Origin of the sequence: Nocardia sp. NPDC004604, assembly GCF_040609795.1 — a bacterium.
Taxonomy (GTDB): Bacteria; Actinomycetota; Actinomycetes; order Mycobacteriales; family Mycobacteriaceae; genus Nocardia.
In genome coordinates this window covers 1-26,468 of the sequence record NZ_JBEXLC010000027.1, presented here as the reverse complement: position 1 = coordinate 26,468, position 26,468 = coordinate 1, and the positions used below count along the sequence as shown (strand labels likewise).

The 26,468-nt window shown below is 66.5% G+C and carries 28 protein-coding genes and 1 tRNA gene; 14 read left to right on the top strand and 15 right to left on the bottom strand.

Features of this window, described 5'->3' with window-relative positions; genetic code table 11:
* Positions 1-3 precede the first annotated feature (3 nt).
* From ABZW16_RS12725 to ABZW16_RS12715, 3 genes are all read right to left on the bottom strand, one after another.
* Positions 4-588, bottom strand: a complete 585-nt coding sequence (locus tag ABZW16_RS12725) for a DUF3090 domain-containing protein (RefSeq protein ID WP_354955218.1) — start codon at positions 586-588, stop codon at positions 4-6.
* 83 nt (positions 589-671) lie between these two features.
* The gene (locus ABZW16_RS12720) at positions 672-1,430 is read right to left on the bottom strand and encodes a histidine phosphatase family protein (RefSeq protein ID WP_354955216.1); all 759 of its coding nucleotides are present in this window, start codon (positions 1,428-1,430) and stop codon (positions 672-674) included.
* 16 nt (positions 1,431-1,446) lie between these two features.
* Complete coding sequence (locus ABZW16_RS12715; protein ID WP_354955302.1) at positions 1,447-2,376, bottom strand: undecaprenyl-diphosphate phosphatase; 930 nt, start codon at positions 2,374-2,376, stop codon at positions 1,447-1,449.
* 338 nt (positions 2,377-2,714) lie between these two features.
* Here ABZW16_RS12715 and ABZW16_RS12710 point away from each other — a divergent pair, with 338 nt between their 5' ends.
* The 5 genes from ABZW16_RS12710 to ABZW16_RS12690 all read left to right on the top strand — a co-directional run bounded on the left by ABZW16_RS12710 (position 2,715) and on the right by ABZW16_RS12690 (position 7,094).
* Positions 2,715-3,689, top strand: coding sequence for an aldo/keto reductase (locus tag ABZW16_RS12710; RefSeq protein ID WP_354955214.1), 975 nt, complete (start codon positions 2,715-2,717; stop codon positions 3,687-3,689).
* A 20-nt stretch (positions 3,690-3,709) separates the two neighbouring features.
* Complete coding sequence (locus ABZW16_RS12705) at positions 3,710-4,750, top strand: ABC transporter substrate-binding protein (protein WP_354955212.1); 1,041 nt, start codon at positions 3,710-3,712, stop codon at positions 4,748-4,750.
* Positions 4,751-4,829: 79 nt separating this feature from the next.
* The gene (locus tag ABZW16_RS12700) at positions 4,830-5,015 is read left to right on the top strand and encodes a hypothetical protein (RefSeq protein WP_354955210.1); all 186 of its coding nucleotides are present in this window, start codon (positions 4,830-4,832) and stop codon (positions 5,013-5,015) included.
* Positions 5,016-5,110: 95 nt separating this feature from the next.
* On the top strand, positions 5,111-6,127 hold the full coding sequence (locus ABZW16_RS12695; RefSeq protein WP_354955300.1) for an iron ABC transporter permease: 1,017 nt from the start codon (positions 5,111-5,113) through the stop codon (positions 6,125-6,127).
* A gap of 112 nt (positions 6,128-6,239) precedes the next feature.
* A complete protein-coding gene (locus tag ABZW16_RS12690; protein WP_354955298.1) occupies positions 6,240-7,094 on the top strand; it encodes a heme ABC transporter ATP-binding protein in 855 nt (284 codons plus the stop codon).
* Between the two features lie 18 nt (positions 7,095-7,112).
* Here the strand turns inward: ABZW16_RS12690 and ABZW16_RS12685 are convergent, their stop codons facing one another.
* Genes ABZW16_RS12685 through ABZW16_RS12670 form a run of 4 tightly spaced genes read right to left on the bottom strand, consistent with a single transcriptional unit; the run spans position 7,113 to position 10,499 of the window.
* On the bottom strand, positions 7,113-7,463 hold the full coding sequence (locus ABZW16_RS12685; protein WP_354955208.1) for a YrdB family protein: 351 nt from the start codon (positions 7,461-7,463) through the stop codon (positions 7,113-7,115).
* Positions 7,464-7,514: 51 nt separating this feature from the next.
* Positions 7,515-9,608: an MMPL family transporter gene (locus tag ABZW16_RS12680; RefSeq protein WP_354955206.1), complete on the bottom strand. Its 2,094-nt coding sequence runs from the start codon at positions 9,606-9,608 to the stop codon at positions 7,515-7,517.
* The gene (locus ABZW16_RS12675; protein ID WP_354955204.1) at positions 9,609-10,136 is read right to left on the bottom strand and encodes a hypothetical protein; all 528 of its coding nucleotides are present in this window, start codon (positions 10,134-10,136) and stop codon (positions 9,609-9,611) included.
* Between the two features lie 6 nt (positions 10,137-10,142).
* Positions 10,143-10,499: a hypothetical protein gene (locus tag ABZW16_RS12670; RefSeq protein WP_354955202.1), complete on the bottom strand. Its 357-nt coding sequence runs from the start codon at positions 10,497-10,499 to the stop codon at positions 10,143-10,145.
* A gap of 156 nt (positions 10,500-10,655) precedes the next feature.
* Between ABZW16_RS12670 and ABZW16_RS12665 the strand changes: the two genes are divergently transcribed.
* From ABZW16_RS12665 to ABZW16_RS12655, 3 genes are all read left to right on the top strand, one after another.
* Entirely contained in the window at positions 10,656-11,714 is a 1,059-nt protein-coding gene (locus ABZW16_RS12665) for a hypothetical protein (RefSeq protein WP_354955200.1), read from the top strand.
* Positions 11,715-11,854: 140 nt separating this feature from the next.
* Positions 11,855-12,034, top strand: a complete 180-nt coding sequence (locus tag ABZW16_RS12660) for a DUF5703 family protein (protein WP_354955296.1) — start codon at positions 11,855-11,857, stop codon at positions 12,032-12,034.
* Positions 12,035-12,038: 4 nt separating this feature from the next.
* Positions 12,039-13,115 (top strand): quinone-dependent dihydroorotate dehydrogenase, encoded by a 1,077-nt coding sequence (locus ABZW16_RS12655; RefSeq protein ID WP_354955198.1) that lies wholly within the window; start codon positions 12,039-12,041, stop codon positions 13,113-13,115.
* A 152-nt stretch (positions 13,116-13,267) separates the two neighbouring features.
* On the opposite strand, the gene ABZW16_RS12650 is transcribed toward ABZW16_RS12655, so the two are convergent.
* From ABZW16_RS12650 to ABZW16_RS12640, 3 genes are read right to left on the bottom strand one after another with little or no spacing between them, the layout of a single operon-like run.
* A complete protein-coding gene (locus tag ABZW16_RS12650; RefSeq protein ID WP_354955196.1) occupies positions 13,268-13,681 on the bottom strand; it encodes a hypothetical protein in 414 nt (137 codons plus the stop codon).
* Positions 13,678-13,962, bottom strand: a complete 285-nt coding sequence (locus ABZW16_RS12645; protein ID WP_354955194.1) for a hypothetical protein — start codon at positions 13,960-13,962, stop codon at positions 13,678-13,680. Before ABZW16_RS12645 ends, ABZW16_RS12650 begins: the two co-directional genes overlap by 4 nt.
* Complete coding sequence (locus ABZW16_RS12640) at positions 13,959-14,249, bottom strand: hypothetical protein (protein ID WP_354955192.1); 291 nt, start codon at positions 14,247-14,249, stop codon at positions 13,959-13,961. The genes ABZW16_RS12645 and ABZW16_RS12640 overlap by 4 nt, the downstream gene beginning before the upstream one ends.
* Before the next feature lie 457 nt (positions 14,250-14,706).
* On the opposite strand from ABZW16_RS12640, the gene ABZW16_RS12635 reads away from it, so the two are divergent.
* The 3 genes from ABZW16_RS12635 (at position 14,707) to ABZW16_RS12625 (ending at position 19,109) form a co-directional block, all read left to right on the top strand.
* On the top strand, positions 14,707-16,209 hold the full coding sequence (locus tag ABZW16_RS12635) for a PfkB family carbohydrate kinase (protein WP_354955190.1): 1,503 nt from the start codon (positions 14,707-14,709) through the stop codon (positions 16,207-16,209).
* A gap of 143 nt (positions 16,210-16,352) precedes the next feature.
* Positions 16,353-17,078, top strand: coding sequence for a GTP cyclohydrolase II (locus ABZW16_RS12630; protein WP_354955188.1), 726 nt, complete (start codon positions 16,353-16,355; stop codon positions 17,076-17,078).
* A 198-nt stretch (positions 17,079-17,276) separates the two neighbouring features.
* On the top strand, positions 17,277-19,109 hold the full coding sequence (locus tag ABZW16_RS12625; protein WP_354955186.1) for a long-chain fatty acid--CoA ligase: 1,833 nt from the start codon (positions 17,277-17,279) through the stop codon (positions 19,107-19,109).
* A 399-nt stretch (positions 19,110-19,508) separates the two neighbouring features.
* On the opposite strand, the gene ABZW16_RS12620 is transcribed toward ABZW16_RS12625, so the two are convergent.
* Together ABZW16_RS12620 and ABZW16_RS12615 are read right to left on the bottom strand one after the other, a co-directional pair.
* Positions 19,509-19,994, bottom strand: coding sequence for a carboxymuconolactone decarboxylase family protein (locus tag ABZW16_RS12620; protein ID WP_354955184.1), 486 nt, complete (start codon positions 19,992-19,994; stop codon positions 19,509-19,511).
* A gap of 155 nt (positions 19,995-20,149) precedes the next feature.
* Positions 20,150-21,655 carry an FAD-dependent monooxygenase gene (locus ABZW16_RS12615; protein ID WP_354955182.1) on the bottom strand — a complete coding sequence of 502 codons (1,506 nt, stop codon included), beginning with the start codon at positions 21,653-21,655 and terminating at the stop codon, positions 20,150-20,152.
* Positions 21,656-21,776: 121 nt separating this feature from the next.
* On the opposite strand from ABZW16_RS12615, the gene ABZW16_RS12610 reads away from it, so the two are divergent.
* Positions 21,777-22,307 carry a MarR family transcriptional regulator gene (locus tag ABZW16_RS12610; protein WP_354955180.1) on the top strand — a complete coding sequence of 177 codons (531 nt, stop codon included), beginning with the start codon at positions 21,777-21,779 and terminating at the stop codon, positions 22,305-22,307.
* 403 nt (positions 22,308-22,710) lie between these two features.
* Here ABZW16_RS12610 and ABZW16_RS12605 read toward each other — a convergent pair whose 3' ends face one another.
* From ABZW16_RS12605 to ABZW16_RS12595, 3 genes are all read right to left on the bottom strand, one after another.
* Positions 22,711-23,247 carry a YbhB/YbcL family Raf kinase inhibitor-like protein gene (locus ABZW16_RS12605; protein ID WP_354955178.1) on the bottom strand — a complete coding sequence of 179 codons (537 nt, stop codon included), beginning with the start codon at positions 23,245-23,247 and terminating at the stop codon, positions 22,711-22,713.
* A gap of 17 nt (positions 23,248-23,264) precedes the next feature.
* On the bottom strand, positions 23,265-24,650 hold the full coding sequence (locus ABZW16_RS12600; RefSeq protein ID WP_354955176.1) for a M20/M25/M40 family metallo-hydrolase: 1,386 nt from the start codon (positions 24,648-24,650) through the stop codon (positions 23,265-23,267).
* A 208-nt stretch (positions 24,651-24,858) separates the two neighbouring features.
* The gene (locus ABZW16_RS12595) at positions 24,859-25,215 is read right to left on the bottom strand and encodes a helix-turn-helix domain-containing protein (RefSeq protein WP_354955174.1); all 357 of its coding nucleotides are present in this window, start codon (positions 25,213-25,215) and stop codon (positions 24,859-24,861) included.
* 61 nt (positions 25,216-25,276) lie between these two features.
* Between ABZW16_RS12595 and ABZW16_RS12590 the strand changes: the two genes are divergently transcribed.
* Positions 25,277-26,284, top strand: a complete 1,008-nt coding sequence (locus ABZW16_RS12590) for an NAD(P)-binding domain-containing protein (RefSeq protein ID WP_354955172.1) — start codon at positions 25,277-25,279, stop codon at positions 26,282-26,284.
* A 53-nt stretch (positions 26,285-26,337) separates the two neighbouring features.
* Positions 26,338-26,422, top strand: a tRNA-Leu gene (locus ABZW16_RS12585).
* Positions 26,423-26,468: the final 46 nt, after the last annotated feature.

Below are 26,468 nucleotides of genomic sequence, written 5' to 3'. Positions count from 1 at the left end.
GGACTACTCCTCTAGCTCGGCCGCGCCGAAAATATCCCCGCGCTTGTATCCGTTGGTTCGCACACACATATGCCCACGCGCCGACAGCGGCTCCCCGCACAGCGGACACGGCGGCCGCCCCGCCGCGATCACCCGCGTCGAGCGCAACGCGAACTCCCGCGCCTGGATCGGGGTCAGGAATACCCGCACCGCGTCCGGACCTTCCTCGGTGTCGTCGAGGACCACCGATTCGTCGACCTCGGTCTCGGTGATCGCCAGCAGTTCCACGACCACCGCACCCGCGTCCGCATCCCAGCCCAGGCCCATGGTGCCGACCCGGAATTCGGCGTCGATCGGGGTCACCAGCGGGTCGCTGTCGGAGATGTCCTCGGCCTGCGGCGGTACTTCGGCGCCGAATCGACGCGCGACCTCGTCCAGTAGCAGCCCCATGCGGTCGGCGAGCACCTTTACCTGCTGCTTCTCCAGCAGCACGCTGACCACCCGTGGTTCCTGCACGGCCTGCAAATAGAACGAGCGATCGCCCGGCTCACCGACGGTCCCGGCGACAAAACGATCGGGGGTGCGAAATACATGGATTGCGCGAGACATCTGCACCTCCTGATACGTGACCCTGATCGACTACCCGCGGCGCTGGACTCCGCAACACGCCACCTACTCGTTTACAAGGAATTTCAAAGCTCCGCATTCCCATTATCCGCACTCGGGGTACCACCCAGTTCGCCACCGGGAACCGGGCCCGAGGTATCGACCGGTTCGGCGTCCGGCGGCGTCCGGGAATCCGATGCGGGCCGTTGCGGTTTGGTTGCCGCCAAGCCCGACAGATCCGTGCCCGTATCGTTGAGCCGCACCACATATGGCGCGGTCGGCGTGTAGCGCACGATACTGATCGAGGCGGGCTCGACCACGATGCGCTGGAAACCGTCGAGATGGATGCCGAGTGCGTCGGCGAGTACGGATTTGATCACGTCACCGTGGGTGCACGCCACCCAGAGCACATCGTGACCGGCCTTCTCGGCGAATCTGCGATCGTGCTCGCGGACCGCGGCGACGGCGCGCACCTGCACCTGCGCCAAGCCCTCCCCGCTCGGGAAGACCGCGCCGGAGGCGTGTCGCTGCACCACCTTCCACAGTGGTTCGGTGACCAGATCCGCGATCGCCTTGCCGGTCCAGTCGCCGTAGTCGACCTCGATCAGCCGATCGTCGTACTCCGGTTCCAGACCCAGCTTTTCCGCCAGCGGCGCGACCGTTCGCTGACAGCGCAGCAGCGGTGAGTGCACGATGTGCTCGATCGGCAGCACGGCGAGTCGATCGGCGACGGCGCTGGCCTGGGTGTTGCCGAGTTCGGTCAAATCGACACCTGCACTGCGCCCGGCCAGGGTGCGGGCGGTGTTCGAGGTCGAGACACCGTGCCGCAGCAGGATCACCGTCATTGCACCAGCCTAACGATCATGTCGCCGACACCACTCCGCTCGCGAGCAGACCCATGACGGTCAGGCCGAGCACGATGCGGTAGCCGACGAACCAGTCCAGCGAATGTTTGCCGACGAACTTCAACAGCCACGCGACCGAGGCATAGCCGACGGCGAACGCGAGAATCGTCGCGACCAGCAGCTGCGGGCCGCTGGCATTGAGACCCTCACCCGCCGGTTCGAACGCATCGGGCAGGCTGAACAATCCCGATGCGGTCACCGCGGGAATGGCCAGCAGGAACGAGAATCGCACCGCGGCTTCGCGCTCCAGTCCGAGGAACAGACCCGCCGTCGCGGTCGCACCGGATCGTGATACGCCCGGGATCAGCGCAAGACATTGGGCGAAGCCCATGATCAGCCCGTCGCGGGTGGTCAGCTGCTCGATCGGGCGGATCTTGCGTCCGTAGTACTCACCGGCGGCGATGACCAGCGCGAAGGCGACCAGCATGAACGAAATCAGCCACAGATTGCGCGCGCCGGTGCGGATCTGATCCTTGAGCAGGAAGCCCAGCACACCGATCGGAATGGTCGCGATGATCACATACCAGCCGATGCGGTAATCGAGTTCGCGCTGGGCCTGTTCGTCGAGGACGCGCTTGTAGTCGGCGGTGATGACCGGCAGTTTCGTGGTCGGCTGGTCGTGCAGCGGCAGGTCCTGCCGACTGCGGCTGGTCAGCCTGTCACGCAGGCCGGCGAACCACGCGACGATGATCCGCCAGATGTCCTTGGCGAAATACACCAGCACCGCGGCCTCGGTGCCCAGCTGGGTCACCGCGGTGAACGAGGCGCCCGCGTCATCGCCGAAGAACACTCCCGACACGATGCGCAGATGCGCCGAGGAGGAGATCGGCAGAAACTCGGTGAGCCCCTGCACCAGTCCGAGTACCAAGGCCTGTACCCAGGTCATCGACTCGCCGACCACGAATCCGCCTCCACTTCCGCCCGAAAAACCTTTTCCTACTGGGCAATTGGTCTGGCGGCCGAGCACCGCACTGTGACCATCGCCGCAATCACGCAGCGACAGTACAGTGTCGATGTTGCGACGGCGTGCCCGGCTGTTCCGCCGCATGCGGGTCTGCACCGATGGGGTGCGGATTTCCCGCTCGAACTGGGTCCGCCAGGACCGAATTCGCTGTCGCGGCCGCCGACTCGACAGCGCGCCGGTGCGACCCACTGTGCTGGTGGGCGTCGAGTTGCGTATCCACACTCTAGGCTTGGCGCCGTGACGAATGCGCGGACACGGTGATGGAACAGCGGACGGTCGGCCGCAGCGGCCTACGGGTGTCCCGGATAGGACTGGCAACCCACACCTGGGGCACGCATACCGACACCGACGACGCGGCGGGGCAGTTGGTGGCATTCGCCGAGGCGGGCGGCACCCTGGTCGACACCTCCCCCGCCTACGCGGGCGGTGCGGCACAACGGATCCTGGCCGAACTGCTCGGCGATCTGGTCTCGCGCGACGATCTGGTGCTCAGCGGCTGCGCGGGTGTCGCACCGCGGATCACGCCGGCACCGGTGGGACCGACCGTGCCCACGCCGGAACCCGTACGCGCGGCCGTGGACACCTCGCGCCGCGCGCTGCTGCGTCAGCTCGATCGCACGCTGCTCGAATTGGGCACCGACTATCTCGATATCTGGCATGTCGCGGCCTGGGATCCGGCGACTCCGCTCGATGAGGTCGCCGCCACCCTCGAATTCGCGGTCCGCTCCGGGAAGGTTCGCTACGCCGGGGTGCGTGGTTTCAATGCCTGGCAGGTCGCCAGCCTCGCCGCTGTGGCGCCGGTCACGGTCGCACAGACCCCGTACTCGCTGCTGGCCCGTGATACCGAAACCGATTTCATGCCGGCAACCCGGCATCACGGGGTGGGGCTGATCGCCACCGCGCCGCTGGCCGGGGGAATTCTCACCGGCAAATATCGCGATGGGGTGCCCGCTGATTCGCGTGGTGCGGACGAGGCGACCGCCGCCGAGATCCGGCATCGGCTCGACGATCGCGCCACCCGGGTCGTTGATGCCTTGGTGACCGCCGCCGATGGATTGGCCACCTCACCACTGGCCGTCGCGCTGGCCTGGATCCGGGATCGTCCCGGCATCGCGAGCATGATCGTCGGGGCCCGCGATATCGGGCAGCTCACCGGGGTGCTGGCGGCCGAGACGCTGGAACTCCCGCGCGCCATTGCGGCGGCGCTCGACGACGTGAGTGCACGGACAGAATGACGGAGGCTAGCCTTGCCTGCATGAGGTATCTCGACCGAGTCCGATCCGGCGGGGCTCGTTTCCTCCTGGCCGCGCTGGCGCTGGCCCTGCTGCTCGGTTCGGCTGCCTGCGGTACCGGCAGCGACGCCACGACCGCGGGCGGGCGCGGGCCGGTCACCGCGAAACTGGAGAATCTGGATCCGGTGCCGATCGGGCCCGAACCCACCCCCACGCTACCGGTGACCGTTCGCTCCTTCGACGGGGCCGAGGTAACGGTGTCCGATGCCAGCCGCATTATTGCCGCCGACCGCTACGGCACGCTCGCCCAAACGGTTTGGGCGTTGGGTATGGGCGCCAAACTCGTCGGGCGCAGTACCGCGGCCGCGTTCCCCGCGGTCGCGAATGTGCCGAACGTGACCGGCGGCAGCGGGTCGCTGAACGTGGAATCGATTCTGGCGCTGCGTCCTTCGGTCTTCCTGACCGACAGCACCAGCGCCGCGGCGCAAGTGCGTGAGCAGTTGCGCGCCGCCGGGGTCACCGTCGTCTACTTCGATCCGCAGCGCACCATGGACGGGGTGGTGCCGCAGATCGAGGCGGTCGCCGCCGCGCTCGGCATTTCCGATCGCGGGCAGGCCCTGGCTCAGCGCACCCGCGACGACATCGCCGCCGCCAGTGCCGCGGTGCCCAAACTCGATAAGCCCCTCACCATCGCCTTCCTCTATCTGCGCAGCACCGCCATCACCATGCTCGCCGGACCCGGGTCCGGCGCGGACGCCCTCATCACCGCTCTGGGCGCGCGCGACGCGGGCACCGCGGCCGGATTGACCGAGCCGTTCGTCGCGATCACCAGCGAGGGCATGATCGCGGCCGCACCGGATGTGCTGCTGGTGATGTCGGATGGGCTGAAGTCGGTCGGCGGCGTCGACGGACTGGAGAAGGTGCCCGGCATCGCGCAGACCCCGGGCGGTCGCAACAAGCGCATCGTCGACATGTCCGACGCGGTGGTCCTGAGCTTCGGCCCGAATACCGGCCGAGTGATCGCCGCCCTCAGCGAGGCCGTGTACGGCACCAAGCCCGCATGAACGACGCGCCACGACATCGCGTGCGGGACTGCGGCGATCGGCTCGCACCCGGGCGACCGATGGTGCGCGAGGTCGGGCAATGACCGCCGGGGTGATCGCCGAGTTGGAACGCTCGCAGCGGCGCGAGCCGAAACGCTGGCAGGACTCGTCGATCGGTGGGCCCGGCGCGCCGGAAAGTCGGTGCGGTGTCATGGAGTTTGTGCGCGCATCGTGCGCTCAACCTGCAGCTCGGATCAGCGGTCGCGTCGGCGAGGTACTGGTGTGAACGAAAAGGCTACGGGGACAACGGCGGCCGATTCGGCAATGCCGCACCGTCCGCGGCCGGTCGCGCCGAAGTCGCGCGGGCGGTCGCGCACGACGATGGTGTTCGCCGTAGCGGTGGCCGCGCTGGTGTTGCTGGCTTTGGCGTCGGCGGCGATCGGGCAGGTGCCGACGACGCCTGCCGAGGTGGCGGGCAGTGTGCTGCATCGGATCGGGCTGAATTGGGGGCCGATGCCCGCGCATCCGTCGGGTGAGGTGACGTTGTGGCAGGTGCGGTTCCCGCGGGTGGTGCTGGCGATGCTGGTCGGGGCGGCCTTGGCGACAGCGGGCGCATTGCTGCAGGGGGTGTTCGCCAATCCGCTCGCCGAACCGGGTGTGATCGGGGTTTCGGCGGGGGCCGCGGTCGGTGCGGGCACGGTGATCGTGGTGGGCGGCACGTTCGTGGCGGCATGGTCGGTGGCGACGGCCGCATTCGTGGCGGGGTTGCTGACAACGCTGCTGGTATATCTGCTGTCGCGTTCGAATGGGCGCACCGAGGTCGTCACGCTCGTGCTCACCGGCGTCGCGATCAATGCCTTCGCAGGTGGGTTGATCGCGTTTCTGCTGTTCGTCGCCTCCCCCGCTGCCCGGGACCAGATCGTGTTCTGGCAGTTGGGCAGTCTCAACGGCGCCACCTGGGAGGCGGTGCGCGTCGTCGCCCCGCTCACCGCGATCGGAATTTTCGCCGCGGTCCTCATCGCGCCCCGCCTCGACCTGCTCGCCCTCGGTGAATCCGCGGCCCGCAACCTGGGAGTCGATGTGGAACGGCTGCGGCGCAATGTCATTGTGGTGGTGGCCGTGCTCGCTACAGCGGGTGTGGCGTTCACCGGCATCGTGCTGTTCGTCGGCCTGATCGTGCCGCATGTGGTCCGAATGCTCGTCGGCCCCGCCCACCGCGTGCTGATCCCATTGAGCGCCATTGTCGGCGCCGTCGTCCTGCTCGCCGCCGACGTCGCCGCCCGCTCCCTGGTCCACAACGCCGACCTCCCCCTCGGCATGCTCACCTCCCTCATCGGCGGCCCGTTCTTCTTCTGGCTCCTCCGTCGCACCCGCGCCCGCGCCGGAGGTTGGGCATGACCCGATCAGCTGGTCGAGGGCACCCGACAGGATGCACCGAACGTGATGGCCGGGCGGAGCGCCGCGGGTGCCTGCCCGAGCGCGAGAGCGGGGAGGTGGAGCGGTGAGTGGTGTGTTGGAGGGGTTGAGTTCGGTATTCGTGCGGACGCATGAGCTGCCGGTGGCGCCGGAGCGGGGTGCGGTGACGTTGCGCGCGCGGGGGGTGAGTGTGGACCGGCGGGGGGCTTCGGGGGCGCATACGCGGCGGGTGCTCGAAGCGGTCGACTTCGAGGTGGTCGCGGGTGAAATCGTGGCGCTGGTCGGTCCGAACGGTGCCGGAAAGTCGACGCTGTTGGCGGCGCTCGCCGGTGAGCTCGAACCGAGTGAGGGCTCGATCGAACTCGACGGGCGGGCGCTGGCGCACTGGTCGCATCTGGATATGGCGCGCCGTCGGGCGGTGCTGCCGCAGAGCCATACCGTCGGGTTTCCGTTCACCGTCCGCGAGGTGGTGGCGATGGGCCGGGCGCCGTGGGTGCGCACCGAGCGGCGCGAGCTCGATGATGAGCGGATCGCCGCCGCCATGACCGCCGCCGATGTGGAACACCTTGCCGCACGGGCATTTCCGACGCTCTCCGGTGGCGAACGCGCGCGCGTCGCACTGGCTCGCGTGCTCGCCCAGGACACCGGAACCCTGCTACTGGACGAACCAACCGCCGCCCTCGACCTCGGCCACCAGGAAGCGGTGCTGAGGCTGGCCACCGCCCGCGCGGCCGCGGGCGCCGCCGTCGTCGTCGTCCTGCACGACCTCGGCATCGCGGCCGCCTATGCCGATCGCGTCGCCGTCCTGGAATCCGGCCGCATCGCCGCCGACGGGCCACCCCGCAAGGTCCTCACCACCGAACTGCTCACCCGCGTCTACCAGCACCCGGTCGAAGTCCTCGATCACCCGATAACGGGTGCCCAGCTGGTCCTCCCAGTTCGCCGCTGACCCGTCGGCAACGAGATCTCAGGCCTGCCGCCACAGCAACCGCAGCGCGCCGTTCACGGCCCACACCACGAAGAACGCGATCCCGGCCACCGCCGTGAATGTGAGTCCGATCAGCACCGCGGCACCGCCGAACCACGCGATCTCCAGTGCCACGCGCCAGCGGCCGGTGACAGGGAATCGCGCGTTCTTGCCGCCGCCCGCCGCGAACAGCGCCCATACCATGATGAACACCGCGGGTGCGCCGATTCCGGCGACAACGCGCACGATCGGGTTCGCGTCCAGGGTGAATCCCCAGATGGCCGCTCCGGCGAGCACGCCCAGCTCCAGCAGAAACATCAGGGCCAGATTCGCGCCCTTGACCACAGTCATTCTCGATCCTCTCGCCCACTCGGGGCACCCGAACTCAACGCCAGATCAGCTTCAACGCCAGATCAGCTTCAACACGGCGGGTGTCAACAGCATGCGGACCACCGACGCGTCCAGGATCAGCGCCGCGATCATGCCGTAGGCGATGTACTTCATCAACACCAGATCGGAGAAGCCGAACGCACCGGTCACCACGATGAGAATCGCTGCCGCGGAGGTGATCACGGCACCGGTATGGGCGATGCCGTAGCGGATGGCCGCTGGCGGCGACGCACCGTCGGCGCGCGCCTCGGCCATCCGGGAGAGCAGGAATACCTCGTAGTCGGTGGACAGCCCGAACACCACCGTCACAATGAGTGCCAGCACCGCGAACATCAGCGGCCCCGGTGTGAAGTCGAAAATTCCGGCTCCGTGTCCCTCGACGAACACCCAGGTGAGCACGCCCAGCGTGGAGGCCAGGCTCAATGCGCTCATCACAACGGCCTTGAGCGCCAGCACAATCGAACGAAACGCCAGATACAGCATGCCCAATGCCGCCACCACCAGGATCGCGACCAGCAGCGGCAGCCGCACCAGCAGCCCATTGATGCTGTCGCGCTCGAGCGCGGGCACTCCGGCCACCATGATCTCGACCCCGGCCGGTTCCGGAATCGCCCGCAGCGCGTCGATCACCGTGTCCGCGTCGCGTTTTTCGGCGAGACCGGCATTGAGCACATTGATCCCGTCCTTGGTCGGCGCACCCGGTTCGAAACGTCCCGTCAGACCGGGAACTCGGCTCGCCTCGTAGCGAATATCGCTGAGCTGCTGCGGATTCGCACCCACCACGATGAGTTTTATCGGTTCGGTGCGGAAGCTCGGGAACAGCTGGTCGAACCGTTCCTGGGCGACCCGCGCCGGATTGTCCTGCGACAGATACCGTTCGCTGATCCCACCGAATTCGATATTGCGGATCGGGATGATCAACGCGAGCAGTCCGAGCACGATCGGCACCACCACCGCCCACGGCCGCCGCATCGCCCGCTGCGCCAGCCGTGAGAAGAATCCGGCGTCGATCTGCGCCTCGGTCCTGGTGCGCGAGAAGCGATGCCAGCCCCACAGATCGATCCGGCGCCCGACGATGCTCAATACCGCTGGCAGTGCCGTCACCGACAGCAGCGCGGCCAGCAGCACCGAGCTGATGCCGCCATAGGGCACCGACCGCAGCACCCCGTTCGGGAAGATGAACAATGCGGCCAAGCTGATCGCGATGATCGCGGCCGAGAACAGTACGGTGCGCCCGGCGGTGGCGACGGTACGTGCCGTCGCGTCCTCCACGCTGTGCCCGGCCGCCAGCTCCTCCCGGAACCGGGTCACGGTGAACAGCCCGTAGTCGATCGCCAACCCCAGGCTCACCAATGTGACCACCGCACTGGCGAAGACGTTCACAGCGATGTGATCGGTGAGCAATCGGATAGTGCCCTGGGTGCCCAGCACCGTCATCCCACCGATCAGCACCGGCAGCAGCGCCCCGATCACCCCGCCGAAGACGAAATACAGCAGGATCGCTACGATCGGCAGCGCGATGATCTCGGCGCGGCGGATATCGTCCTGCATGCCCTGATTGATGCCCTCGACGATCGGCTGCAGCCCGGCCAACTGCACAGTGGTGCCGCCCGGCCCACCGCCCGCGCGCCCGGCGCCCAGCTCCCCCTTGATCGCGGTGTAGTTCTCGACCGTTGCGGTGCCCTCCCCGTGCAGTCCGACGCTGGCGAAGGCATGGGTGTGCGAGGCGTCGGTGGCCTGGGCGGCAAAGGGACTGTCCCAATAACTGTCGACCTTCAGAACCCGGTCGGGGTGGCGGGCGAGCAGTTGCTTCAGTGCTGTCGTCACCGCATTGCGCACGGTCGGGTCGTCGACGGTCATCCCCTCGGGCGCGGTGTAGAGCAGGATGATGTCGCTGTCGGTATCGCGGCCGAAGGTGGCGTCGGCGAGCTTGGACGCGGCGACCGATTCACTGCTCTCGTCGAACCAGCCCTCCTGGGTGAGCCTGCCCGACAGATCGCGGCCGTACCAGCCGGAGAGCAGCACGGCGACAATGGCGATGCCCAGCACGAGGTAGCGACGGCGGTGGATGAACCGGCCCCACCGCAGCGACCCGGATTCGATCATCTAGCCGCAGGCCGGGGTGCGGTAATCGGCGGAGCGCAGAATGCCGCACAGGTCGGTGCGCGAGATCTTCCACTTTCCGTCGAGCAGTACGAAATGCACGACGGTGGTGCGCACCGCGGTGCCGGTGCCGTCCTTGTCCAGCCGCATGGTCGCGGTCAGCGTGCCGTCACGATTGTCGAAAACCGGGTCGGTGACGCCGTAGATGGCGCGCGGATTGTCCTGCAGCGCCCGGTACATGTCCGGGATGGCGTCGCGGAAGGCCTGGCCGTCTTCGATGAGGTCGGTGCGTTCGGAGTCGGGCAGTGCCGGATCCAGTGCGCGTTTGATCTGGGTGTCCAGTTCGGCTGCCGTCGGCAGCGGCCGGTGCGCGGCGCTCGACGAGGTTGCGATCGAGGACGATAGCGAGGCAATGGCCGAGGAGCGCGCGGCGTCGACCGAGGCCTCGTCGGGTCCTGTGCTGCACGCGGCGGCCACAGCGACCAGGGCGGTCGCGGTCAGCACGGAACGGGCGAATCGTGTGGTCGGCATCAGCATCTACATACCATCGATAACGGCACTGATCCGCCCCAGTAGGGCGCGCACGGTTGTCACATCCCGATCCGTGGCCGCCTCGACCGGTTCGGCATCCGGGATCATGTCCCGCACCAGCGCGACCACACTGCGTTCGTCGTCGAGATCGATATCGGTGGCTCGCGCCTGCGCGATCGCGACGACATCCTCCGGCCCTGGCACATCACTGTCCAGGTCCGCTCGGTAGATCTCCAACACGACGGTGGACCGGACCGTGCGGAAGGCATAGGGCCTGCCATCGGCCGTGGTGCCGAATCCGTGAGCAAACGGACCAACGGTTATGTCATCGATGGCAAATCCCGATGGATGGTCGGCTTTCAACCGGATCTCCCTGAATTGGACACTGTTTCAAGTCAACGGTAACCCCGATCACCGACATTCACCGTCAGCGACGACCCCGGTAGGCCGGGAAGGTGCGCCATCATGGTCAGATGGTGATGTAGCGGGATAGTTCGTCGTATGTAAGGAGTTCGCTGGATGCGCCCTCGTGGTTGGCTCCCCTCAGCACTCGCTAGCGTGGCGGTGCTGGTGCTGATCGCCGGATGTTCCTCCGACTCCGATGGCGACAAGCTACAGACCCGGCCCGCGGCCACCGCGGCGGTTGCACCCGAGCGGACCGCACAACCCACCGGGGACGTTCTGCGGCTGGCGAACCCGATCGGCGGGCTGCTCGCGGAGACGGGCACCGGCGCGTTGGTTGCGCTCGATACGAACCGTGACGCGGGCACCACGCTGTTCGTCATCGACCCCGCGACGATCGCGCGCAAGGATGCCGAGGGCGCTTCCGACACCGGCGTGCGCACTCTGCTGCTGCCCGCCCGCGGTATCGGCTTGGCGCAGGGCAAACCGGGTGAACTACTGGTCCCCGCCGACCACCGCATCATGCGTGTCGACATCACCTCCGGTGTCACCACCGACATCCCCGTCGACGGGGACGCCAGATCGGTGCGCTATCGCGACGACGGCGCATTGTTCGTCGGCACCGCGGACGGCAAGGTGCGCGAACTCGCGCCCGACGGTACCGTCGCCGAGACCATCTCCGGCCTCGCCTCCGCCGATGCACTGGCCCTGACCGGCGATCACCTCTCGGTCCTGGACCGCCGCCAGACCTCGCTGACCCAACTCGACCTCGGCAAAGACCGCCTCGGTCTGGCGCTGCGTGCAGGCGATGGCGCGACCAATCTGATCACCGATCCGTTCGATCGCATCACCGTCACCGACACCGCCGGTAACGAACTGCTGGTCTACACCGCGGGACCGCTCGTACTGCGTCAGCGATTCCCGGTAGGATCGTCGCCTTACGCGCTCGCCTACGATCAGCGGTCCGACACCGTGTGGGTGACGTGCACGCAGAGCAATGAAGTCGTCGGATTCGACCTGTCGACGGGCATACCGAAAGAAGTGGGCCGATTCCCGACGGTGCGGCAGCCGAATTCGGTGACCATCGACCAGCGCACCGGTGACCTGTTCGTCGGTTCCGCGACCGGAGACGGTCTGCAGCGGATCCGCGCGGACCAGCGGAAGAAAGGGCAGTGATGGCGCCACAATCAGCGACGGGCCCGGAGGAGGCAGCGCAGCGCGACCACGCGGGGCGCCGCGGCCGCCGTCAGCCGAATCGGGCCGCGCGCGCAGCGCTTCCCGCGAGTTGGGAAACCAGCAGCGACGACTACGAATATGTGCCGCTGCGGCTGCCGCCGGAGGTGACCCGGGTGACGGCGTCGATGCGGCTGGCCATCCAAGCCGAATTCGGCGGTTGGGAACTGTCCCGCGTGCGGGCCTATACCGACGGCAGCAGGCGAGTGCTGCTGCGCAGGCGAAAAACCGCACTACTACCCCAGCCCGAACCGGGAATGTGAGGCTATGTATTCACTGCTGCTGCGCCTGATGTTCTTGCTGCCGCCGGAACGCATCCACCACCTGGCGTTCATGGCTATGCGGCTGGCCGCCCGGTTCGGGCCGTCGCGCTGGGCGATGACCAAGGTGCTCACCACCGATGATCCGATTCTGCGCAACCATGCATTCGGCATCGACTTTCCCGCGCCGCTGGGCTTGGCCGCCGGATTCGACAAGAACGCTGACGGTGTCGACGCCTGGGCGCCACTGGGGTTCGGCTTCGCCGAGATCGGCACCGTTACCGCACGGGCCCAGCCCGGCAATCCCGCACCGCGCCTGTTCCGGCTGACCGCCGACCGCGGCCTGATCAACCGGATGGGCTTCAACAATCATGGCGCCGCCGCGGCGGCCGAACATCTGCGCGCGCGCCGCGGCGGGGTTCCGATCGGCGCGAATATCGGCAAGACGAAGATCGTCGAACCCGCCGACGCCGCGGCCGATTACGCGGTCAGTGCCGCTCTGCTCGGGCCGCTCGCCGACTTCGTCGTCGTCAATGTCAGCTCCCCCAATACTCCCGGACTGCGTGACCTGCAGGCCGTCGAATCCCTGCGCCCGGTGCTGCAGGCCGTCCTCGACAGCGTCGAGGTTCCGGTACTGGTGAAGATCGCCCCCGATCTGTCCGATGAGGACGTCGACGCGGTCGCCGATCTCGCCGTCGAACTCGGTCTCGCGGGCATTGTCGCCACCAACACCACCATCCGCCGCGACGGCCTGCGCACCGATCCCGCCGAGGTGGCGGCCATGGGTGCGGGCGGCCTGTCCGGTCCGCCCGTTGCCGAGCGCTCTCTGGAAGTCCTGCGCCGCCTCTACCGCCGCGTCGGCGACCGCTTGGTGCTGATCTCGGTCGGCGGTATCGAAACCGCCGACCAGGCCTGGGAGCGCATCCTCGCCGGAGCCACCCTGCTGCAGGGCTACACCGGGTTCATCTACGGCGGACCGTTCTGGATGTGCCACATCCACCGCGGGCTGGCGCAGCGACTGCGCGCGGGCGGCTACCACTCGATCGCCGAGGCGGTCGGGGCGGAGCACGTCGCGCACACCTGATCCCGACCGGTCGTTTCGTGCGACGAGGCATCGTTGCGGGACATGCCATTTCGCGGATACCGCTCCGATTCGATAGTCGCGGCGATGGACAACCGCCGCGATGACATCGGCCGCCTCCCTTCCGAGCGACCGATGCACCGTGGCGCCGCACGCTATCCGAACACCCGCGGTGGCCGGTCCGCGTGCGGCGACATCCGATGGGAGCCGAAGGTACACCCGGCGGTGCCACGGCCCGCCGGTTCACCGTCATCATCCTGAATCTCATTGGGCCGCTGGTGGAGTCGGGCCAGGATCCGCTTGGACAGCCGGATCACCGCCTCCTCCCAGATGATGCCGACCGTCCCGGCCAGGATTGCCGCATCGGCATGGGCATGGTGATCGTGGACGCTGTCGAGATCGCTCAGGATCTCGTCGAGTTCCATACCGGCCATTGCCTGTTCGCGGGTGAGCAGCCGGTCGGGTAGCCAGCTCAGCCGCCATCCCGCGGTCGCGGAAACGGATTCGCGGTATGCGGACTCGGGCGAAAGATCGCTGATCATGGTCCATTCGGTGGCCATGACGGTCATGGGTGCCTCCGGTGTTGCAGTTCGAGCCCGATGAGCTCGAGGGGTATTCCGAGTTGCCCGGCGCATACGCAGGCCCGTGCTCGAACCGTCGAGTCGTGCCGGAAATCCTGGGTGCTGAAGATCTCTGCGAGATCCATCCCCGCCATTGCCTGGTCCCGCGTCAGCAACCGGTCGGGCAGCCAGCTCAGCCGCCACGATTTCGCCCACTCCCCCGCCAGCCGGTGGGCCGACTCCGCGGTGATATCGCTGGTCATGGACCAATGAGTTACGTAGATGGTCACGAATGCCTCCTGTCGAGCATCCGTTGGTGCAGCAGGTGCAGGATCTGCTGCACGGTGAGTCCGAGTTGGTCGGCCAATGCCCGCGCGTGCGCGTCGTGGTCCGATACCGGGCCCGGAAGGCTCAGGATCTCCTGCAATTGCATTCCGGCCCAAGCCTGTTCGCGGGTCAGCTGGTTGGGCGACCAGCTCAGTCGCCATGCCGGTTCGTTGTGGCCCACCATCCGCCACGCCCATTCGTCGGGCGTGACGCTGCTGGTCATGGACCGGCTGCATTCGTAGATCGTCACGGCTGTCTCCAGGGGCGGAGGATGTCGCCGACCGCATTGTGGGTGCGCTGAGCCCCGGTCGACCGCAGCGGCGCGGTCAGCCGGGCTCGCTGCTCTCGGATGGAGCTGGCGACGAAGGTTGCTGGTTATGCGAATGTCCTCGGCGAACGTGAATCGTTCACCTAGACCGTTGCGCGGTTCGGCTCGAGCTCGGTATCGGTCCCGCCGGCCCTTGGCTCCCCGTGCCGACGTGCGTTCCGTATCAGCAGAATCACTTTCATCACCAGGCCCTCCCGAGTTATCTGGTGGGCGACCCGCAGTCGCCGTAACTCAGTGTGGCATTTGCCATTCACTACGGTCAATTGCCGTTGTAAGTTGGTAATTGCCGGTTCACTCGGCGGCTAAACCCGAAGACTGGGTAACACCCATGGATACCACGACGAAACACCGACGAACCACACGGAGATGGATCTCGCCCATGGTCCAGCAGGACTCACGCACGGTTGCCATCCGCAATATCCTCACCCGCCTCAGCAAGCGCTCGGGCCTGAGCGTGGATCGCTTGCGTACCACCGAGATCGACGTGGCTCCGCTGCTGGATCTGCCCATCGTTCAACAGCGTGCCCAGCAGGAGGGAGTATCGCCGGAGGAGGCCGTGCTACCGGTGGTCAGCGACCTGGCGCGACAGCTGGATCCCACCAATCGGTTGATCGCCGACGTCGAGCTGTCGCTCGGGCTGCTGCGCGAAAAGCATCCGGCCGGTATCGATCACGACCGTCTGTATGCCGCGGACCTCGGTGAACGCCGGGAGTATCTGACCGCGCAGTGGCGGCTACTACACGAGGCGCTCGGGGCCGAGTCCATTCCCGACGCGCCGTCGGTACGGTCGTTGCGGGCAACGCCCGAACGTCGGGCATTTACCGCCTTGGCCGGACAACTGGCGGCCGCTTCGGCGTATTCGGTGTCGAACTACCGATTCACCCCCGAACCGAAAGTCCTTATCGCACTGCCGGACTCGCAGCCGCGCCAAGGGATGGTGACGGTCATCGGATCCGCGGTGATCGACCACATCTACCGGATCAGCAATATTCCGTCGGCGGGCAAGTCCACGCCCGGCAGTTTCGAGGTGCATGCTGGCGGCAAGGGCCTCAACCGTGCGGTTGCCGCCGCGCGCCTCGGACTCCGGGTTCGGCTGGTCTCGGCCGTCGGCGACGATGATGCGGGCAGGCATATCCTCAACTACCTGGCCACCGAAAACGTCGATACCGAGTTGGTCAGGGTGGTGCCGGGCGCACAAACGAACGTGTCGGCGGTGATGATCACCAGCACCGGTGTGTCCAGCAAGATCGGTTGCGAGGATGACCGCATCTGGCAGGGGGCATGCGATATGCGCGATCCGAAACTGCGTGCGGCACTCGAATCCTCGGACGCGGTCCTGCTGACCTTCGAGCAGCCTGCCGAGGCGATCCGGCGGGTACTGGCCGTGGTCCGCGGCCTGGCGAATCCGCCATCGCTGGTAGTGCATCCGTCGCCACCGGTCGATTCGCCACAGTACTTCTATGAGTATCTGAATGCCGTGGACTACCTCGTGGGCGCGCCGTGGGAATTGCGCCGCATGCTGCCGGGAGAATCCGCCGCGGCCGGATCCGACGATGCCCAGCGACTGCTCAGCCTCGGCGTACGAGCGGTGTGTACGACCGAGGGATTCCGGTGCACCGTCCGGTCCGCGGAGGTCACTGCCGATATCGCGAATTTCCCAGTCGCACTGGAGGATTCGCCGGGCGCGGCGGCGGCGTTCTCGGCAGCGCTGGCATATCAGCTCGTCACCACCGGTCGACCGGCCGATGAACCGGCATTTCGCTGGGCGACAGCGGCCATGGTCGCAACCCAGTCGTTCGGCGATATTCCCGATGCCATGCCGTCTGTTCGGGATATCGATCGAATTGTGCAGCTCGCCGGGGAAGGGTCGGCCGGGGCCTGACGCTGGGGTTCGGCGCGGCTGGAGAGATTTACAGCGCCGAAATCGGTGATCGCGTTAGAGTTCCGTCGTTCGCCTGGCAGCCCGAGGAATCTCGTGCCGCAACGACTGCAAACCCAACTATCCACATCGTCTTCGGAGGAGCATTGACCACAGCTGTGCCCGATCGTGGTGAGACCGCCCATCGGCTCACCCGCAAGGGGCATGATCTGCAGGTTCGTGTGATGGAAGTGGCCGGTGGCGCCGAGTACGGGCATGTGCTCGTCTTCGGCGATGCCGACGATGGGTGTCTGGTCCGGGTGCATTCGCGGTGTCTGTACGGCGAAGGACTCGGCTCGGATGATTGCGATTGTGGGCCCGAACTCGACAAGTCCCTGGATCTGATCTGGGCCGAGGGCGGTGGCGTCCTTGTTTACCTGGAGCAAGAGGGCCGTGGCGTCGGCCTGATCGCCAAGGCGCTCGGCTACCGGGAAAGTCAGCGTTCGGGCGCGGACACCTTCACCAGCTACGAGCGGCTCGGATTCCCCGCGGACAGTCGCAGCTATCTGCACGCGGCGAAGAGCCTGCAGGATCTCGGGCTGACCCGGGTACGCCTGCTCACCAACAATCCGGACAAGGTCGCGGAGCTGCGTGCGGCCGGTCTGACGGTCATCATGGAGCCGCTGCTGACTCCGGTACTCAGCGTGCGGGCCGCCGCCTACCTCGATGCGAAACGTCGGCGCCGCGGCCATTTGATCCCCACCAGCGATGTGCCATGGGCGCCCGATCTGCAACCGGTATTGAAGCGTAAGAGCCGTATCTCGCGCATATTCACGATGCGCGGCCCAGTCCGGCGGGCCCGCCGCCGTACCACACTTCCCGCATCCAAGTAATGCACACGATTACCCCGGTCTGACCACCCCGATCTGGCTAGCATGAGTGAGCCGCGCCACTCGGTGCTATCCCGCCGCGTGACACGATGAGATAGAGTCCGCTGCAATCTATCAGGAGCAGCAGGTCTCGGGCCGTGTGTGAACCGCACGGTTACGCGCTGGGCGCGGTTCACGCCAGAGATATCGGGAAACGGGAAGATGACGACAACAGAAATCGGTTTCGCGCACGAGTCCGGCAAGACGGTCTATACGGTGCCCGAGGCATTCCAGGAGACCGTGAAGTTGCGACCGGACCAGGTCGCATTGCGCACGGCCGGCGGCACCACGGAGATCACCTGGCGCGAGTACAGCGAACGGGTGAAAGCGCTGGCGGCGGGGCTGGCCGGACTCGGAGTCGGCCACGGCGACACCGTCGGGATCATGCTCACCAACCGGCCCGAGTTCAATCTGGTGGACACCGCCGCACTGCATCTGGGCGCCACCCCGTTCTCCATCTACAACACCAGTTCCGCCGAGCAGATCGCCCACCTGTTCACCAATGCCGAGAACAAGGTGGTGATCACCGAGCGCGCCTTCCTCGATGTGATCAAGGGCGCGGGGGTCGCGCTGGAGCACATCGTGGTGGTGGACGGTTCGGCCGCCGATACGGTCAGCCTCGCCGACCTCGAGTCCGATCCGGCCGCCGACTTCGATTTCGATGTGGCCTGGCAAGCGGTCACCCCGGACGATCTCGCGACCTTGATCTACACCTCCGGCACCACCGGCCCGTCCAAGGGCGTGGAGATCACCCACCGCAATGTGATGGCCCAGATCATCGCGCTGGTCAACGGCCCGCTGCCGGTCGGTTTCGACGACCGCGCCATCTCCTACCTGCCCGCCGCGCACGTCGCCGACCGCATCTCTGCGCATGCGACCAGCCTGCTCACCGGCATTCTCATCACCTGCGTTCCGGATCCGCGCGAGATCGCCGCCGCACTGCCGGACGCCCGCCCCACCGTCTTCTTCGGCGTGCCGCGGGTGTGGCAGAAGATCAAGGCGGGCATCGACGGCAAGCTGGCCACCGAGCCGAGCCCGGTGAAGAAGGCGCTCGCGAACTGGGCCATCACCACCGGTGTCGCGGCCGCGCGGGCCGATCTGTCGGGTAAGGGGCGCGGCGTGCTGCTCGCCGCGCAGTACAAGGTCGCCGACGCGCTGGTGCTCTCGAAGCTGCGGGCCGCGCTCGGTTTGGACAATCTCACGGTCGCCGCCTCCGGCGCCGCCGCGATCCCGGCCGAAACCCTCGAATACTTCCTCGGACTCGGGTTCGCGGTCAGCGAGGTATGGGGCATGTCGGAGACCACCGGTGTTGCCACCTACACCGAATTGGCCAAGCCGCGACCGGGTTCGGTAGGACGCGCCGTCGAGGGCCTCGAGCTGCGGCTCGGCGAGGACGGCGAACTGCTGGTGCGCGGCCCGATCATCACACCCGGCTACCGCAAACAGCCCGACAAGACGAAGGAGGCCCTCGACGCCGACGGCTGGCTGTCCACCGGCGATGTCGCCACCATCGATGCCGACGGGTACGTGCGCATCGTGGATCGCAAGAAGGAACTGATCATCAACGAGTCGGGCAAGAACATCTCCCCGACCAATATCGAGAATGCGGTCAAGGCGGCCTCGTCGCTGATCGGTCAGGTGGTGGCGATCGGTGAGGCCAAACCGTTCATCTCCGCGCTGATCGTGCTCGATCCGGATACCGCCGCCATCCGGGCCAAGGAGATCGACGCGCCCGCAGACGATCTCGCCGCACTGGCCACCCGCAAGGAAATTCTCGACGAGGTGCTGGCCGCGGTCGTCGCGGGCAATCGCAAGCTGTCGCGGGTCGAGCAGATCAAGCGGTTCACCGTGGTCGGCAAGCCGTGGGAGCCCGGCGGTGATGAGCTGACTCCCACGATGAAGCTCAAGCGCAACCCGATCGCGGCCAAGTACGCCGAGGAGATCGGCACGCTGTACGCCACGCCGCTGGCCGAATCGGTCGTGAACGTTTCCTAGGTCGCGGGGTCCCGATAGTAATCGCGCGAAAAACAACGAAGTTGCCTTGACCAGCGGTGATCGCGTATTGCTGGTTCGGGCTGCGGATGGGCTCGGTTGGTGCTCGGCTTGGCTGCCGATGAGGTTGGTCGGCATGCTGGAGGTCCGGCTTCGTGGCGACGCAGGTGTTCGCGGACGAGGAGTTGCAGCGTCTGCGGGAGTTTCCAGATGTCAGCCGGGAGGAGTTGTTCCGGTATCACGCTCACTCCGGCCGATATCGCGTTCGTCGCGCCGGTGCGGGGTCGTGGCCCAGCGGATCGAACTGATGCAAGTGTGATGTCCGTTGCCAATTGATCTGCTCCAGCAGCGGTCCGGTCCAGGCCAACTGCTCCAGGGCCGGACCGGGTTCGCTCGCTGATCTCAGCCGGTGATATCGGCGAACATGCCGGGCTCGTAGGAGCCGCCCTGCTGGCGCACGATCACGCCGAGCCGGTTGGCAGCGTTGATCTGGGCGACCAGGGCGACCAGCGCGGCGATCTGGTCGTCGTCGTAGTGCTTGCGCACCTGCGCCCAGGTCTCATCGGATACCCCCTGGTGAGCGTCGGCGAGACGGGTGCCCTCCTCGGCCAGTGCCAGGGCGGCGCGCTCGGCTTCGGTGAACACCGAGGCCTCACGCCACGCGGCGACCAGATTGATGCGCACTGCGGGCTCTCCGGCGGCTGCGAGGTCCTTGCTGTGCACGTCGGTGCACCAGCCGCAGCCGTTGATCTGGCTGACGCGCAGCGTCATCAGGTCCTGGGTGGCCTTGGGTAGCGTCGATCCGAGGATGACCATGCTGGTGTTGCCGAATCGCTTGGCGAACTTGGCGCCGAGGGCACTGTCGGTGAGGGTGAAACGGGGTTCCATGACTTCGTCCTTGCTGTCGAGAGTGGTGTCGCTGTCGTGAACGAACAAAAGATGCCGTTCGAGCGATCGGTGTGACACTGCGGAAAAGTGATGTGCGGCACGGGTTTCCGATGTCGCAGAACGGCGGTGCCCGGCATCTGGATCGAGGCATGGCTTCAGGCCGCGGTGCGGGCAGCGATGTACCCGTCGGGCCGGATCAGCATCGTGGCGTCGCCGGTGATGTCGTAGTTGTGGTGGGCACGGCCGCCGGGGTCGATCATCGTGCCGGGGCCGGTCGCGGTGATGTCGGTGGTGATCCGGATGGTCTTCGGCGCGGTGGCGAGGGGACTCTGGGACCCGTTCCGGCGTAAAGGTGTGGCATGGTCGAAGCTCAGCAGCGTCCAGTGTGCGCCACGCAGCAGATCGAAAACCCGGACCTCGCGGCCGGTCGAGGCGTCGAGGACGACAGCGTCGGGTGCGCGGTCCCCCGCACGAACCTGAGCGTCCCCCGAAGATGGGCTGGTGAGTGGGCTGTCGGGGTAGGCGATGGTGAGCCCGGTGGTGAAATCGTCGGTCAGCCCGCGGATGGCCGATGCCCCCTCGCCGGCGTGCGTGGAACGCATGAGCGCGTGCATGCGAGAGGTGCTGTCGTCGAGAACCGCTCGTGCGATCGGGCGGCGTTCGAGTTGGTAGGTGTCCAACAAAGTTTCGTCGGCCCCACCAAGGACGGTGGCGAGTTTCCAGCCGAGGTTGTAGGCGTCCTGGATGCCGGTATTCATCCCCTGCCCACCGGCGGGTGAATGAATATGGGCGGCATCACCGGCGAGGAAGACCCGGCCCGCACGGTATCGGTCGGCCAGACAGACATTGATCCGGTACAACGACAACCAGCCCGCGTCGTCGATGCTGACCTCGGGCAGTCCGGCATGTTCGGCAAACAGACGACGGAACAGGTCGAGCGTCGGCGCCACCGGGTGGGGATCATCGGCGGGAACCGACGCCTGGAACTGCCAGACCTCCGTACTGGGCAGCGGGAACAGGGACAAGATCCCGCGCTCGGGACTCATCCACACATGCTGGCAATGCCGGTCCAGGCCCGTGATTCGCACATCGCCGAGCCACCAGCGGTGATCACCGTAGGACGTGCCGTCGAGGGTGATGTCGACCTGCTCCCGCACCACGCTGCGCCCGCCATCGCAGCCGATGACATAGCGAGCGCGCACCCGCCGGGTGCCTCTCGCCGTCGACAGGGTCGCCTCCACGGTGTCGGCTGATTGCGCAAGGACCGTCACCGCGGCTCCCCACTCGACCTCGCCGCCCAGTTCGGTGAGCCGTTCACGCAAGATCTGCTCGATCAACGGCTGCGAAAGCCACACCGGCGCATACGGAACGCCCGGATCCGGTTTCCCCACCGCGGCCTCCACTGCCTCGGAAATCACACGGTCACGGTCGTAGTGCCGAGTCGGCACATGCACCGCCCCGAACTCCAGCACGCGGTCGATCACCCCGAGATCGTCGAGGACCTCCAGCGCCCGCGGCTGAATCGTCTTCGCCCGCGACGCGGTACTCGCCGCGGGCGCACGCTCGACGATCCGGAAACCGACGCCCCGGCGGGCCAGGTCGATCGCCAGGGTCAGCCCGGTCGGGCCGGCACCGACGATGAGGACATCAATCGATGTCACATCACTGCACATTCAATCTACCTACCTTAGGTATCTATTATCCGACAGAGCGTCCGTGCGGACTGCCGATCGGGATGGGGGTACGATATACCTAACTTAGGTATCTAATCAAGGTGGGTGGATGAACAGAGACGACAATCCCTTGGAGGGACTGCTGCCGCGCATGGCACAGCTGAGCAATTCGCTGGGCCGCGGGCAACTGTTCGAAACCGCCACGGCCACAGCCGGAATCACCCTGGAACGGCCCGCGCTGACAATCCTGGTGATCCTCGAATCCGCCGATCGCCCGCTACGGGTCGGCGAGATCGCCGAACGAATGCAGGTCGTCGGCCCACACGTCACCCGGCAACTCAACGGCCTCGAACGGCGCCGGCTCATCAAACGTGTCCCGGACCCCGACGACCAGCGGGCCCGCCTGATCACTCTCACCCCGGACGGGAAGAAGCTGATCGGCCGCTACCTGCGCGTCATCAATGACTGGTTCGACCAAGCCCTGGCCGGATGGCCCGAATCCGAACGGCGCGACCTCGTCCGCCTGCTCGGCCGCCTCGTCGACGACCTCGCGGCACACCTGAACACCATTGTCGATGACCCCCTCGCCGAGGAGGATGCGCTCGCACTATCAGCGGATAATCGACCGAATACGACATAAGCGGTTGGTAGATAACGTATTTCACCCCGCGCCTTGTCGCCGCGAGGTAAATTGCCTCTCGCAGCGTGGAAAGCGATCCACCGCCGCTATCACGACCCCGACAACGATGCGAGTCTCGCGGACCTGGCCGAGGAATACAGCGTCGGCCGCTCCACCATCCACCGCATAATCAGTAGCACCTCCCCCGCCTCAGACCTGACGCTCGCTTGTAGCCAACCCGACTGCTACGACAGGGACCACCGGACACAGGCAACGACATAATCGCTGTTCAAGGCAACTTCGTTGTTTTTCGCGCGATTCCTACCGGGACCCCGTCTATCCGACACGACTGTGGCCCTGGGCAAACGCTCAGGGCCACAGTCGTGTCGGTCCGCAGGCGGTCGCTGACAGACCCGTGCGCTTGCTAGGCGACCTCATACTTGGCGACGATGGTCGCGCGGGCAAGGGTGTGGAAGAACAGGTTGAAACCGAGGACGGCGGGAGTGTTGTTCGCATCGATCTCGAGGCGGTCCACGTCGAGCGCGTGCACCACGATGAAGTAGCGGTGGTACCCGTGTCCCGCGGGCGGTGCCGCGCCGACGTATCCGGGGAACCCGCCATCGTTGCGCAGCGTGACCGCACCGCTGGGCAACGACCCGCCCTCGCTACCCGCACCGCGCGGCAGCGAAGTGGTGCCCGCTGGGATATCGGCCACCGCCCAATGCCAGAAGCCGGACGCGGTCGGCGCGTCCGGATCGTAGACCGTGACCGCGAAACTCTTTGTCTCCATAGGGAATCCGGACCAGGACAGCTGTGGCGAGATGTCCTTGCCGCCCGCGCCGAGCACCCCGCTGACCTGATCGTTGTCGAACGTCTGGCCCTCGGCGACATCCTCTGACGTCAGCGTGAAGCCGGGCACCTGCGGGAGCGCGTCGTAGGGATTGTAGGAGTAGTCGGGCACGATGGTCCTTTCGATCGTCAGCTGTTCAACAGGAAGTGTTCCAGCACCCGGGTGCCGAATTCGAGTGACTGCACCGGAATCCGCTCGTCGACACCGTGGAACAGTGCGGTGAAGTCCAGTTCGGGTGGCAGTTGCAGCGGCGCGAAGCCGAAGCAGCGAATGCCCAAGCGGGCGAAGGCCTTTGCGTCGGTACCGCCGGAGAGCATATAGGGCACCGTGCGGCCCTGTGGGTCGTTGGCGAGGATGGCGGTGTTCATCGCGTCGACGAGGTGACCGTCGAATGTCGTTTCGTAGGAGTCGAGTTTGGTGATCCACTCGCGTTCCACGTCCGGGCCGATCAACTCGTCCACCTCACGTTCGAATGCGGCCTGCCGTCCCGGCACCACCCGGCAGTCGACGACCGCCTCGGCGGTCTGCGGGATCACATTCGCCTTGTAACCCGCCTGCAGCATGGTCGGATTCGCGGTATCGCGCAGTGTGGCACCGATGATGCGGGCAATGGTGCCCAGCTTGGCGAGCTGACCCTCGATATCGGGACTGGACGGATCGAACTCCAACCCGGTCTCCTCGGCGACCGCGGCAAGGAATTCGGCCACCGAATCCGAAAGCACCAGGGGGAAGGTGTGTTTGCCCAATCGCGCCACCGCGGCGGCCAGAATCGTGACCGCGTTGTCCTCGTGCAGGAACGAGCCGTGACCGGCACGGGCCTTGGCGCGCAACCGCATCCAGCCCAGCCCCTTCTCGGCCGTCTCCACCAGATACAGCCGACGTTCGGTGCCGTCGGGGCGCGGCACCGTCAGCGAGAAGCCGCCGACCTCGCCCACCGCCTCGGTGATCCCGGCGAACAGGTCGGGCCGGTTGTCGACCAGCCACTGCGAACCCCACTTGCCGCCGTTCTCCTCATCGGCGAGGAAGGCGAAGACGATATCGCGCGGCGGCACCGTGCCCTCGATCTTGAACTGCCGCGCGATGGCAAGCATCATGCCGACCATATCCTTCATATCGATCGCGCCGCGGCCCCACACATAGCCATCGCGGACCGCACCGGAGAACGGGTGCACACTCCAGTCGGCGGCCTCGGCGGGCACCACATCCAGATGCCCGTGCATCAGTAGCGCACCGCGACTCGGATCGGCCCCCTTCAACCGCGCGAACACATTGCCGCGCCCCGGCGCCCCCGACTCCACATACTCGGTTGTGTAACCCGCCTGATGCAGCTGATCGGCGACCCATTGCGCACACTCGCGCTCCCCCTTGGTGGTGGCCAGATCTCCGGTGTTGGAAGTGTCGAATCGGATCAGCGTACTGACCAACTCGACCACCTCGGATACGGCACGAGATGCGGTGTTCGGACCGGATACTTCGCCAGTTGCAGACACGTACCCTTTCCTACCACCTGGCATCGCCCCTGCCGCGCCGAACCTCCGGCGTACAAGCGGGTTTGCACCGGCTGTGGTGCGAATTCACGCGCCGATCGCATCAGCATCACGATGATCGCAACCACTGCGCGGTCGGGCTGCGCGAGTAGGATCGCTGGCCGAAGCGCTGATTGCCGTCGACTCGAAAGAGCTCAGCCGCCAGCGCTTTCCGCGATCATGAGTTGCCGTCGCGTCACGCCGACTGGTGGACGCGGTCGGCGCCGATGCGATCGATGCGCGCGCGACCCCATGCGCCCAGCGGCTCCAGCGCCGCATTGAGTGCGCTGCCCAGCTCGGTCAGCCGGTACTCGACCTTCGGTGGCACCTCGCGGTAGATCTCGCGATCGACGATGCCGTCCTCCTCCAACTCGCGCAGCTGTTGAATCAGCATCTTTTCCGAGACCCCGGGCAGACCGCGGCGCAGTTCGCCGAAGCGGCGCACGCCGTGGTTCTCCAGCTCCCACAGGATCAGTGCCTTCCACTTGCCGCCGACCACGTCCATCGCCGCGTCGATGCCGCAGAAGTATGGTCCGGATCTCTTTTCACCCATCGCCTGACCTCGCTACCTGTTCACAAACGTGTCGGTAAGTACCCGACCAAATAGTAGGTACTTGTCGACTTCCCTTGTACAGAGCAACCTTGGTGCCGGCGCGCTGACCATCATGTTCTCCAAACTCGAGGAGTTGACACCCGCAATGTCGGACACTCAGCACACCCCGGTGACGGTGCTCGGACTCGGCGCGATGGGCCAGGCCCTGGCCGTAACCCTGGTGCAGGGCGGCAGGCCGACCACGGTGTGGAACCGAACGCCCGGCAAGGACACCGCATTGGTCGCCGCGGGAGCCACCAGTGCGGCCACGGTGGCCGACGCCATCGGCCAGCACGGTCCGATCATCGCCGTGCTGCTCGACCACACCTCCGTGCACGCCACCCTCGACCCGGTCGCCGACCAACTCTCCGGTCGCCAGTTGATCAACCTGACCAGTACCGCCCCCGAGGAGGCCCGCGAACTCGCCGCCTGGGCCACCGCCCACAACATCGACTACCTCGACGGCGGCATCATGGCGATACCTGCCATGATCGGCCAGCCCGGTGCCGCCATCCTCTACAGCGGGTCGGCCGCACTGTTCGGCGAACACCGCGAAACCCTCGAATTACTCGCCGCCGCAGACTATTTCGGCACCGATGCCGGACTCGCATCGATGTACGACTTCGCGCTGCTTTCGAATATGTACGCCATGTTCACCGGCTTCCTGCACGGCGCGGCGATGCTGCGTTCGACCGGCGTCCCGGCCAGTGCATTCGCCGAACGTGCGGTCCCGTGGGTCATCGCCATGGCCCAGCTCATCCCCGAATACGTCCGCGTCATCGACTCCGGCGACTACACCGCCCCCTTCCAACCGCTCGACTTCCACAAACCCGCCGTCGACGCCATCGTGCGCGCCAGCCGCGACGCCGGAGTCGCCCTGGACATCGTCGCCCCCATCAAGAACTCATCGACCGCCAGATCGCCGACGGCCACGGCCCCCTCGCCTTCGAACGCACCGTCGAAGAACTCGCCTGACCACTCCGCGCGCCGTGTGCTCCCCGAGCGCACGGCCCCAGAAAACTCCAGCTAAACCCGCGATTTGGTCAACGCGGCCACATCCGATAACCTTGCTGAGCACCACCGGTCCGGGTGGCGGAATGGCAGACGCGCTAGCTTGAGGTGCTAGTGCCCTTTATCGGGCGTGGGGGTTCAAGTCCCCCTCCGGACACTTACCATAACCCCAACTGTGCGGGTCGAGAGATGTCTCGACCCGC